Origin of the sequence: Shewanella psychropiezotolerans (assembly GCF_007197555.1) — a bacterium.
In the GTDB taxonomy this organism is placed as follows: domain Bacteria; phylum Pseudomonadota; class Gammaproteobacteria; order Enterobacterales; family Shewanellaceae; genus Shewanella; species Shewanella psychropiezotolerans.
On sequence record NZ_CP041614.1, the window covers coordinates 1738041 to 1750103 of the forward strand.

Genomic DNA, 12063 nt, shown 5'->3' on the forward strand with positions numbered 1-12063 from the left:
AGTGAGGGAATGGTGATCCCTTTTGAACTCATTCAACACAGAAGTAGGCTGCCAAAAACACTCCTGAAAGGCGAGTTTTAGCACTTCCGATACGGCGTTAACGAACTTAAACGTAGAATAACTATGTTCCTCACTCGTTGCCTTGCCTCTGAAGCGCTAAACTCTTGCTGAGTGACCACACCTTTATACCGATTGGTATTACAGACCAAACGATACTCAAATAGTCTGTTATGAGTGAAATATCGACTATTTCCTTAAAAATAAAACATCATAAACCCCAAACAAGGGTTTGGTTATGTATGAAAAAATGACTTTAAATTGGGTATATAGGGTCTTGATTAAGCGCTATCTAGCCATCGATGACAGTTGGCAGCCCCTTGCTTACGTTTGCGGTCAAGATGTTCACAGTAGACAGTTAACTCTTGGGTGTTGCCCACGGGCTCTTTGAAAATCTTGGTAAACTCTGTGGTCAGCTTTATCCTGTTTTCTTGCGGGATATTAAGTCTATTTAAAATATTAGCCGACTCTTGACTCATAGAGCCTCGCTTGTCAGCTCTGACTATTCGCCCTGTATCATCAACAAGTTGCAGATAATCTTTAGCACTGAACATGAGTCCTTTAGGCATTGCTTTATGCTCGTTGCCGACAAAGGGCTGCAGTGATGTTGGCTGCTCACCTTGTATCGTTGCCTTGATACGCAGTTTAATGCTAGTGAAATTTGAAGTGTAGTAGCCATTTTAGCGCGGATAGCCTATCTCTTGGTGGAGAGTGGTGCACTTCTACTTTGAACAAGGGAGGCCATACAGGCAAGTGACAATCCTGGGTGTCTTGGTTATTTGGACATATTTTGCCGAACTGGCTTTTAGATAGGATATCATTCGAGTACAGCCCCTGTGGGCTCTACCAAATCAAACAACGTCCTTGTTTAACGGCCAGTTCGGCATCCCTGCCTTTCGTTCGGAGAGTATAACTTCGTGATACCTCACCCTTTTTGGGAAGCCCGCAGCTGCATCTATACTGACTGATTTACAAGAAAGTGGCCTTTTTATAGATTAAATCTATTGGTATTCGCCTGAGTCTAATTATCCTTCACAGCTGGCGATTAGATTGTTAACCGCTTTTGATATCAGGTCTTTTTTCATCTGAGTGCGTGCAACAGGCTGTTTAAACCAGAAGCTCATCGGCTGCTCAAAGCCAATACCGTGCATATAATTGTAGATCGCCATACGAAGCCCGACCCCAAGCATTTCATGATCCGTGCCGGTTGGATCGGTGAAGTCCACATCGTTTTCAGCGAATAAGATCTCAGGGCGCTCGGCAAGCGTGATGCCAAACTTCTCAGGGTTCATGCCTATAGGACTGTGAACCGTGGCCACAAAACGGTGCCAGTAGGCGGACTGGAAACAACCTTGCTCCATCATCTGACGCACCATTTCCAGCGAATCGATGGTTTCTTGCTCGGTTTGTGTTGGAAAGCCATACATCAAATAGGCGTGAACTAATATACCTGCTTCACTGAAGGCTTTGGTTACGTGGCCGACCCGCTCAACACTCACGCCTTTTTTCATCAGTTTCAATAGACGATCTGATGCCACCTCAAGACCGCCGCTAACAGCTATACAACCAGAATCCGCCAGCAACTGGCAACGGGCTTGGCTAAACGTCCTCTCAAAACGGATATTGCCCCACCAGCTGATCACTACACCGCGTTCAATTAGCCGTTTTGCTAGCGCAAACAACGTCTTTGGCGGTAGGGCTTCATCGACGAAATGGAAACCTGTCTGTCCGGTTTCTTCGATGAGTTGTTCGATTCTATCCACCAGAATATCGGCTCCAGCGGTGTCGTAGCGGTCGATATAGTCCAGACTGACATCGCAAAAGCTGCATTTACGCCAATAACAACCATGAGCTATGGTCAGTTTATTCCAGCGTCCATCGCTCCAAATGCGGTGCATCGGATTGAGCATTTCACACAAAGACAGGTATTCCCCCAATGGCAGGCCATCGTATATCGGTGCACCGACATCGGTTTGTGGGATATCGTGGAGCTGCGCATTTTCATTGAAGTGTACGTATGCTTGGCCATTTTCATCCTCTGCGAGGAAAAAGGTGCGCATCAGGGAGTCTATCTCACGTTGTCCTTCAAAGTATTCCAGCAGCGTGATAAAAGGACGTTCGCCGTCGTCGAGACAGATAAAATCGACAAACTCAAATACTCGAGGGTCCTTCAGTGCGCGCAGCTCGGTATTGATAAAACCACCGCCCATTACGATGGGAATATCAGGATTGATGGCTTTACAAGTTTGCGCAATACGTAAGGCTCCTAGCATATTTCCGGGGAAAGGCACGGTTAACGCGACTACGCTAGGCTGAGTTTCTTCCAGATACTGCTCGACCAATTGTTCCAAAATTTCCGAGCTGAAACTAGGTTCGCCCATCAAGGTATCGTAGAGGTTGTCAAAGCTTGGGTTGGCTGCCGCTAATTTCTCGCCATAACGGCTCACTTCAAAGTAGGGATCAACCCCTGAGTAATGACCTGAGACAGATCATTAATAAACAGGGTTGCTAGATATTTGGCTTTATCTTGTACGCCTAGATTACCAAAGGCCGCTTGCATCACATCGCCGGATACCGCTTCCATCTGAGCAATAGTGTCAAACGCCGGGCCTTCTGGTAAAAAACGACGGGAGTTAATACGCAGTGCAAGGCTTGGATCTTTGCCCTGCAAAAAGCGAATAGCAAGCTCAACTGTCTGGTGGTAACGGTCAAACTCAGCCAGAAAACTAAAGATCACATCAGGCAGCTCATTGTCTTCAAAGTGCTCGAAGTTTTCTTCCACATGCTGACGAATAATCTCCAGCGCAGGCGCTGTCATCATTTCTAGGAAAAGCTCAATAGCAGGATCTCGCTGAACCGCCTCATAGCCTCGAGAGCGTAAAAAACCAGTTAAATACGCTGTTGCCGGTAGGGCGTATTCAGTTGGGTCATAGGTGGAGTCATTAGAAGAACGGTCATAACCTGCCTTTAAATCGTAAAATCTGAATACTCTGTGTGAAAATGAACGGTTCGAAACAGTCAGTACGAAACCTTCAGAATCAAGCAGAGTGTGGCAGCAAGCCCCTATGTCAGGATTGTTGCCATAAAAATTAGGGGGATTCTAACAAATGAACGATACCCATTCTACTTCAAAGTGCAGGTTTCAGAGCAGTCTGAGCGGATTCAACTACATTGGATTATTTACTTCTTCGTTTGGAGTTTTATGTGTATAAAATGGATATTGAAATTGACTCAACTAGTAGTTCGGCTGCAATTTCAATATGACTTGGGTCTTTAATATTGTCATAAATTTCAACATGGCAATTAGATTTAAAGAATTTACAAACTTGTAATTGAACTAAAAAAAGTTCATCTTTATTTAAATTTGATAGAGAGTTCGGTACACCTTTTATACCATTATTGTGTCTTTGAGCTATTATGATACTCGCAACTAATGATGCTTGCTGTTCACTAAGGGCGTGAATTTTGCAATCAGAATAGACTCTAGCAGCCATTAAGCTGGTAATTATTGACATGAATACACCTCAATTAGATATGTTTAATAGGGAATGTGAAAATTTATGCATAGGTATCACTACATTTAATTTAGATTGGGTTACATTTACTTAGGCTGTTGTTTTTTATGCGTATAAGTAAACATCTTCTATAACTATTGTGGGATGCGTGTGAATAACTCTATATAAAACTATTGAACGTCATAAGCTTGCTTGAAACCTATTACTCCAGCTAAATTACTTTTTCTTAGTTTAGATAGGAAGATATTTAAATAGTACTTAACCATATATTTATCTTGTATGGATAAATAATCGTAAATAAAAGGGTCAGTTACAACCTTGAAATGTCTACTCATATAGTCAGGAGCATCAGACTTTATTTTTTCGACATTGCTCATCATCTCTCTTACACAAAGTCTTGCAAGTAATGAATTCTTATTTTTAAAAATCCTGAACATGTGGCTTGATGAACACACGCCAAGATGTACCTCTGCCATACTAATATTTAACGCGCCGTATTTTTTTATAAGTTCTTCAGCTCTATCTAACAGTTCTGTTTCTATCTTCATCGTTACGTCCTAATTATTGAAAGTGTTACCGTTAAATTAAATCTACCCTGAAGATTATTTCTAACCCATAGGTTTAATCTATGTGTTTGCTCTAACAGACTTTTATTTGATTGGTCAAGATGGAATGTTGCAGCATTCTTATAAATTGACTTTATGTGAAGTGTATTCTTTTTAAGTTACTTTCTTATATTTATTTCCTTACGTTTAGCTATTATGCTGTACTAACTTTAGGATGATGATTAGCAAGTTATAATGCTATCTATTATTGTATATATATTCTGTTATTTATTGGTTATTGGTTATTGGTTATTGGTTATTTAGTTTGAAAAGTTTTTTACCTAGAGTTTCCTTAAAGTAGCGGCCTGAACGATAACCGAGTTCATAATCACTTTCCAGTGAATGCTTACTACTGCCAATTAATTTAGAGCGTAGGTCATTTTTGGGGTAGATCTCATAAATAGTTACATCACTTGGTGGAGAGTTTAGAAAGGATTGAGTTCGCCGATAATTCTCTTCATGTTCAAGTAGCAAACTAATTAAATTTGAAAGCTTACTCCTCCCGAGTGATTTAGTTAGGATTGACATCCAGCAATGATTGAACTTAGTTGTGATCGGAACAGTACGGATCACAACAATATCCTTATACCCGCGCTTATAGGCCTCTTGAACTGGAATAGGTGCACCTAAACCCCCATCTATCCAATACTGTTTTTGGTTTAAAACTGGCTGTTTTCGTAATGCAGGAATTGAACATGATGCCTGTAAAGATGTTTGCCAATTATCATCGTATAGATCAAAATAAAATGGCCTATGAGTATCTACATGGCTAGCGCAAGCAAGCACTGTACATGAGCGCATTCTTTCACGAGCCTGCAGCCAATTCAGAGGTATTTTTGTTTGCATCTCTTTTAATAACCAGTCTAGATCTAAACCTTCTTTACCTGATAAAAATCTAGTTAAATCAAAAAAATGATTAGTAGTGGTCGCTTTAGTGATTACATCATAAGCATGCTTACTTTGACCGCACAGATATGACGCCAAATTAAGTGAACCTGCTGATGTTCCTATCATTAACGAAAAGGGGCAAAACTTTGCCTCCAAGAACGCATCTAGAACCCCCGCAGTAAAAATACCACGTTGCCCTCCCCCTTCAGTCACTAATGCTACTTTTTGAGAGTGTACTGGTAAGTGAGATAGTGCATCCACGTTATTAACTGCGCATGATATATGTTTCCCTTTCATTTTTAGCCTTTTACTTACTGTATCAAAGGCATAAATAGTATACTTGTACCAACATTATAAATATTTGAATTAATTTATACTTTAATTAAATTTTATTTATGCTAATTATGAATTGACTATATATCAAGGCAGGGTGAGAGCATGCTTTGAATGATTTTCAACCAAAGAATAGCTGAGTAATAAATAAGGACAGACATGGTTAATGGCACGCTCTGTAAGATAACTAAAACACCCAAAATTGTCAGAGCCAGCTCCCTTAACTAAGCTTAGGTAAGAGTTTTTGAGGAGGATTGGTTATGCCGACACCAAGGAAAGCATTAGTAAGTTTGGAACTCTCTATTTAAGAGTCGGTCCATTTAATCACTGTATATCTCGTTGTGTTAGAAAGGTTTTTCTGTGTGGAGTCGATCATTATACAGGTCAATCCTATGAGCATAGGCGTGATTGGGTTGAAAGTCGATTGTTAGAATTGGCTTCAGTGTTCGCTATCGATATTTGTGCTTATGCCGTAATGAGTAATCATCTGCATCTCGTACTACGGGTCGATGATGAATTGGTTCGAAACTGGTCTGATAGGGATGTGGTGGCTCAATGCTGTAGGATCCCCTCATAATTCATTACCCCAACACCCATGTTCTCTGGATATTTCAGATAATATTTTTGCTGCATCGATAAGTTCACTTTTAGATATTTGATAGTGAGCTCGCCGTCTGAGAAGTTCTTTTCCCATTCTTACAGTCGAAAGAACACTACGCTTTCTTACCGTATTAGCTTGAAAGTGTCTTTGTAGCTTTTGAGCTTCAGCGAACAAGCCTACCCACCAAAAGGCTAATTGTACTAGCAGCGCTATCATTAATAGTATGTCCATCCTTGCGGCTGAGCGAGTTCGGCTATGACGTAAACCAAATCCATAAGCTGGGCTTTTTAAGTCTCTGAACGTCTCTTCAATTTGCATTCGCTTTCGATAGATATTGACCAGCTTTTTAGGAGGAATAGCTTCCATTGTTAAGTTGGTCACCAACGCCAAAGGTTCCTTAGCTGTTCGTTCGTAAGTCCATTGTGCAGTATGGTGACAATCTGTTGTCGTACTTCTCTGGCCTGTACGCCCTTTATTACGCTCCTTAAATATCACCATTTCACAAATTAGTGGTTTCTTAACTGATAAAGCTATCCGTCCTACATGCTTTGCACGACTTGTTGCTGATGGATACAACTCTTTTAACGAAAACTGCCGACCGTTGGGGTGTTGACGATAAACACTTAATCCTCTAGCTCTACCTAACCAATACCAACTTAGTTTTTCAACTTGCCTAAACCATGGGTTTCTAAAACCGGCATCTGTAACGATTAAAGGAGTCATGTGCTTCGGTATAACTTGGTTCAACTCGTTTAAGAATTGGTTATGAGCCGTTTGCGTACCTTGTAGTGCTAAAGGAAAAGTTCGCTCATAAAGTGTAATAGAGCGTCCTCTTAGCGCGATAGAGGCTCTTAAGGCAATAAGCTCACGACCTTCTTTCATATCAGACCAATCGACCAACACTGTTGGCATAGTATTCTGGTAAAGTAACCATTTGGCGTGCCATTGATAAACAGCAATTAGTTCTGAGTGGAGATGATGGTTCCCCAATAATCTATCCATACGTTTGATGGAATGCTTAGTACGAGTCTCACTGCTGTTAATGTGTCGACCTAATGAAGTTAAGGTCAACTCATCTGAATCAACAAGTGCTCGGCAAGCAACCATGAGAGTATTTAAGCGTTTTAGATGGATCTCTGGGCAATGCTCATAGAGAGATTGATGTAAGATAGCTAATACTTGCACCTTGATATCCTGTGTTTGATGTTTGTTCGCACCTTCATCAGATCACAGTTCAAGGTGTAAGTGCACCCTAGTTAAATGATTTTTAATAAAATTATCAGGGGATTCCTCAGGGCAGAGCCCACAGGGAAGTGTTCACGGCGCCTCGTAGAAGTGTTTACATGTTAAGCGAGCCGCAGGCTATAGATTAGAATGAACTTATGGCATTCATGAAGTTAGCCAAACACCAAACCAGCTTAATGAACCCAACCCAAAAAAGATACTTGCAACTTGTTATCCGACAAGAATTGTTTGCAAAAAAGACGGGACAGCCATATCTTTTGTGCTTTAGCTCATCCCCTCTACTAACCTTTAAGTTACCTCAACTTAGTTTTGTTCAGGATAACGATTATGACTTCAGCTCGAAGAATCCTTATCGATGCAGAATCGACTCCGTTTTATCACATAATAAATCGTTGTGTTAGAAGGGCTTTTTTGTGCGGAGAGGATAAACTCACAGCTAAAAGCTATGAGCATAGACGCGGCTGGATTGTCGATAAAGTTAAGGCTCTATCTGCTATTTTTTGTATTGATGTTTGTGCCTATGCGGTGATGAATAATCACTATCATTTAGTCCTTAAAATCGATACCGACAAAGCCAAGTCATTGAGTAACCGTCAGGTTATTAGTCGATGGTGTAAGGTGACAAAAGGGCATGATGTAGCGACTAAATTTATGAATGGAGAGACCTTAATCGAGGGGGAGCGTTTACTACTTGATGGGTTATTGGCTGAGTGGCACGAACGTCTATCCAGTATCTCTTGGTTTATGAGGTGCCTCAATGAAGAGATAGCGCGTAGGGCCAATCGTGAGGATGGATGTAAAGGGGCTTTCTGGGAGGGGCGCTTTAAGTCACAAGCTTTACTTGATGAGCAAGCACTATTAGCCTGCATGATGTATGTTGATTTAAATCCTATTAGAGCGGGAATTGCCAACACACTTCAAGCTTCTGATTATACGTCTATTCAGGAGCGCATTAACGAGCTCAATACACCAGATAAAGACACTAAACCAAATGATGAATCAGAACTAATCTCGAGTGAGCGACTCAAACCCCTTGCCCAATTTGATGGTGCAGCTCATTTAGCGACTCAATCAGGCGTCCCATTTCATTTCTGTGATTATTTACAACTTATCGATTGGACTGGCAGAGCAATTAGGCCAGACAAAAGAGGTTTCATCGACTCAAGTCGCCCTAAATTACTTGATGAACTTGGTATATCATCCGATGCCTGGATAACCTCAGCAAAAGAGTTTCGCCGCCAATACAGTGGTATTAGTGGTCGTTGGGATGCTATGTGTGCTTTCAAAAAGCAACATAACTGTGGGCTATGGTGTAAAGGTAAAGCCAGCAGTAATGCACTTCACCCCTCGCCTTAGTCGTATATAAATTATCTACAAAGGCTTGGTGATAATTAGGGATTTCGAATAAACCAAGATAATTTTTCTAATCAATGTCAGTTTAATTAGACTCGATGCTCTTGCACGTTTATGTCAAAAAGTGAGTTACAACCAAAAAACTCTAGTTCGAAGAAATAAATAATCAGGTGTGAACGGGGCTGCGAGCTTCCGAAACAAGGACGTTTTGGCAGAGCCCACAGGGAAGTGTTCACGGCGCCTCGTAGAAGTGTTTACATGTTAAGCGAGCCGCAGGCTATAGATTAGAATGAACTTATGGCATTCATGAAGTTAGCCAAACACCAAACCAGCTTAATGAACCCAACCCAAAAAAGATACTTGCAACTTGTTATCCGACAAGAATTGTTTGCTACACAAAACGGTGTTTTTGTTATTAGTCTGTAGGGATTAGTTATTTGCAGTGTGGATCAAGCTAGGTGATAATTAGCCCTTGGCTTGGGGGAGCCGTTGCTGGAATCAAGCAATCGGGGCGTTATTCCATTATAATGCGCCATAAATTATAAGTAATTCTAAGCTATACCCTACATAAGGATTAAAAATGAGCAAACCATTTGTTGCAGTCTTGATGGGATCTGATTCTGATTTACCAACCATGCAAGCCACCCTAGATGTGCTTAAGGGCTTTGGTATTCGATTCGAAGCTAAGGTGACATCGGCTCACCGTACTCCCGCTGCGACTCACGCCTATGTGCATGATGCAGAAGAACGTGGTTGTAAGGTCTTCATCTGTGCCGCCGGTCTGGCTGCTCACTTAGCCGGTGCAGTTGCTGGTATCACCACTCGTCCTGTGATTGGAGTCCCAGTGGACTGTGGTCCACTTCAAGGTCATGATGCTCTGCTTTCTACTGTGATGATGCCTGGCGGCGTACCAGTAGCCACTGTGGCTATCGGTAGTGCAGGTGCTAAGAATGCGGGTTACTTAGCCGCGCAAATCTTAGCCGTGGCTGATGATGCTTTGGCTGTAGCAGTAAAAGAGGAACGTGCCAGATCTGCCGCTGTTGTTGAAGCTAAAGATGCTAAGCTGCAAGAGAAACTCGCTAATTTATAAGCTTTTCAGAAAGCGCTAAGCGCTTGTCTGTATAGTTTGACGAAACGCCGCTGAGCCTCAAGGCTGAGTGGCGTTTTTTTATGTTTATAAATCGGTCCCCTCTAATATCATTTCTAAAATAACCCTTTTTGCTTTTGTCTTCGTTTATAAGTTTATCAACAGACAAAAGGACAGGGTCATGACTCATTTGAAAGCAGATTCAACCTCTCATTCTGCAGTTCAGCAACTCACTAAAATGAAAAGAGTGAAAGGGTTTCAATTATCACTCATTTCGGTTTCCCTACTATTGGCCTTGACTGCCTGTGGCGGTCAGCAGAGTGATGCAGAAAAAGACAGCGCAGCAGCGACGGAGCATCAGCTGCAAGAAGAGGTAAAGGAGCAGCAACTCGCTGTGCCTAAGCAAGAGATAGCCCAAGCTGACCAGAATACGCCTGAAGGAATTAATCCTCAGAGCCAGCCTATAAGAGTACAAGCCAATGATGCCATGATTGGCCATCGAGCACTGGCCGAGCAAGTCAGCACAGATGATGATAAATCTGCCGATATGTCTATCTCTATATCGAGTGGTATCTACGGGGCAGGCAAACAGGCCAGTGAGCGTATGATTAAGATGAAATCCTTAAGTCGCAATCATATCATGGGGCAGATGAGTGCTCCGGGTTTGCCGCCGTTTAGAGAAGCTAGCAACAGGGATAATTTTTCGAGGCACACTGCCAATGGCATCATGGTGGCGGGGGAGATCCCGGTATCCACCTTCTCAATCGATACCGATACTGGTAGTTATACGACACTGAGGCGCTGGATCAATCAGGGACGCCTGCCAGAGAAGGGCACGGTTAGAGTCGAGGAGATGATCAATTATTTTAATTATCAATATTCTACTCCTTCAACAGTCGAGCAGCCATTCAGTGTTAATACCGAGCTGGCACCGTCTCCTTACAATGAGCATAAGATGTTGCTCAGGATTGGCCTCAAGGGATATGAGGTCGATAAGTCCCAGCTAGGGGCGAGCAATTTAGTCTTTCTGCTCGATGTCTCTGGCTCGATGAACTCGCAAGATAAATTACCTTTGTTAAAGACATCATTGAAGATGTTATCCCAGCAACTGAGTGAGCAAGACCATGTCTCCATCGTTGTCTATGCTGGCGCATCGGGTGTGGTACTCGATGGGGTAAAAGGCAATGACACTCAGGCGATTAATCAGGCATTGAATAGCCTCAAGGCAGGGGGCTCAACTAATGGCGGCGCCGGGATCCAGCAGGCCTATCGACTTGCGCAGAAACATTTCATCCAAGGTGGCGTCAATCGGGTGATCTTGGCTACCGACGGAGATTTTAATGTCGGCACCACAGATCATCAGGCCTTGATGGAGCTGATAGCAGCCAAACGTGACAAAGGCATAGCCCTAACGACCTTAGGTTTCGGCCAAGGAAATTATAACGATCATTTGATGGAACAACTTGCCGATAAGGGTAATGGTCATTATGCCTACATAGATACGCTCAATGAGGCGCGTAAGGTGCTGGTGGATGAGCTGAGTTCGACCCTGTTGACCATAGCCAAAGATGTGAAGATTCAAGTGGAGTTTAATCCGGCAATCGTCGCCGAATATCGTTTGATAGGCTATGAGAACCGAGCCCTTAATCGTGAAGATTTTAATAATGACAAGGTGGATGCCGGCGAGATTGGGGCTGGTCACAGGGTCACCGCACTCTATGAGATAAGCTATGTCGATAGTCCCAACCAGGCCAACGACAAACTCAGATATGGTTATGATGATGCCACTGGCACGGAGAAATATAGCCGGGATGAGATAGCCTTTCTGAAGTTGCGATATAAACCCATAGGGGAAGATAGCAGCCGCTTGATCTCATATGCGATTCGCCGAGACTCAGGGGTTAAGAGCTTAGCCCAGGCGAGCGATGACTATAGATTTTCCGCCGCAGTTGCCGGACTGGGGCAATTGATTAATCAGAATCTCTATACCCACGACTTGAGCTATTCCAAGGTGATCGACTTAGCTAATTCTGCAATGGGCCAAGACGCGTTCGGCTATCGTCATGAGTTTGTGCAGCTAGCTAAGACAGCTCGCCTGTTGGCAGGGCAAGAGGCTGTTGTTGATGGAGAAAACATGTCGAGTATCATTCACCCCATAAAACCTATGCCTAAATCTAAGGTCGAAGTTCAACCTAAATACATAGCGCCACATATAATACCAATTCCATTAAGTTTATGATTAATTCAGAGCTCTCTCAGGGCTTTGAATTCACGGCGCATTGTTGAGGAAATGGTTATTCCCTTTTGAGGCAATGCAACACAGAAGTAGAAGTCCTGAGAAGCTCACGTAGTGCGGGTTTAAAAACACTTTATGCAGCG

The 12063-nt window shown here is 42.6% G+C and carries 7 protein-coding genes and 3 pseudogenes; 4 read left to right on the forward strand and 6 right to left on the reverse strand.

The features are described 5' to 3' along the window. Window positions 1-338: 338 nt before the first annotated feature. From FM037_RS07730 to FM037_RS07750, 5 genes and pseudogenes are all read right to left on the reverse strand, one after another. Window positions 339-725: pseudogene (locus FM037_RS07730) on the reverse strand (hypothetical protein); the annotation flags it as partial. 357 nt (window positions 726-1082) lie between these two features. Then, window positions 1083-3015 (reverse strand): annotated as a pseudogene (locus FM037_RS07735) (radical SAM protein). A gap of 242 nt (window positions 3016-3257) precedes the next feature. Then, window positions 3258-3572 (reverse strand): hypothetical protein, encoded by a 315-nt coding sequence (locus tag FM037_RS07740; protein ID WP_144045518.1) that lies wholly within the window; start codon window positions 3570-3572, stop codon window positions 3258-3260. 170 nt (window positions 3573-3742) lie between these two features. Then, window positions 3743-4120 (reverse strand): helix-turn-helix transcriptional regulator, encoded by a 378-nt coding sequence (locus FM037_RS07745; protein ID WP_144045519.1) that lies wholly within the window; start codon window positions 4118-4120, stop codon window positions 3743-3745. Between the two features lie 306 nt (window positions 4121-4426). Then, window positions 4427-5362 carry a patatin-like phospholipase family protein gene (locus FM037_RS07750; RefSeq protein ID WP_144045520.1) on the reverse strand — a complete coding sequence of 312 codons (936 nt, stop codon included), beginning with the start codon at window positions 5360-5362 and terminating at the stop codon, window positions 4427-4429. Window positions 5363-5658: 296 nt separating this feature from the next. On the opposite strand from FM037_RS07750, the pseudogene FM037_RS29230 reads away from it, so the two are divergent. Beyond that, window positions 5659-5954, forward strand: a pseudogene (locus FM037_RS29230) (transposase); the annotation flags it as partial. A 15-nt stretch (window positions 5955-5969) separates the two neighbouring features. Here FM037_RS29230 and FM037_RS07760 read toward each other — a convergent pair. Next, the gene (locus FM037_RS07760; protein WP_144045521.1) at window positions 5970-7184 is read right to left on the reverse strand and encodes an IS4 family transposase; all 1215 of its coding nucleotides are present in this window, start codon (window positions 7182-7184) and stop codon (window positions 5970-5972) included. A gap of 387 nt (window positions 7185-7571) precedes the next feature. On the opposite strand from FM037_RS07760, the gene FM037_RS07765 reads away from it, so the two are divergent. The 3 genes from FM037_RS07765 (at window position 7572) to FM037_RS07775 (ending at window position 11923) form a co-directional block, all read left to right on the forward strand. After that, on the forward strand, window positions 7572-8600 hold the full coding sequence (locus FM037_RS07765) for a transposase (protein ID WP_144045522.1): 1029 nt from the start codon (window positions 7572-7574) through the stop codon (window positions 8598-8600). 577 nt (window positions 8601-9177) lie between these two features. Next, the gene (gene purE / locus FM037_RS07770; RefSeq protein WP_144045523.1) at window positions 9178-9687 is read left to right on the forward strand and encodes a 5-(carboxyamino)imidazole ribonucleotide mutase; all 510 of its coding nucleotides are present in this window, start codon (window positions 9178-9180) and stop codon (window positions 9685-9687) included. A 178-nt stretch (window positions 9688-9865) separates the two neighbouring features. Beyond that, window positions 9866-11923, forward strand: a complete 2058-nt coding sequence (locus tag FM037_RS07775) for a vWA domain-containing protein (RefSeq protein WP_144045524.1) — start codon at window positions 9866-9868, stop codon at window positions 11921-11923. Window positions 11924-12063: the final 140 nt, after the last annotated feature.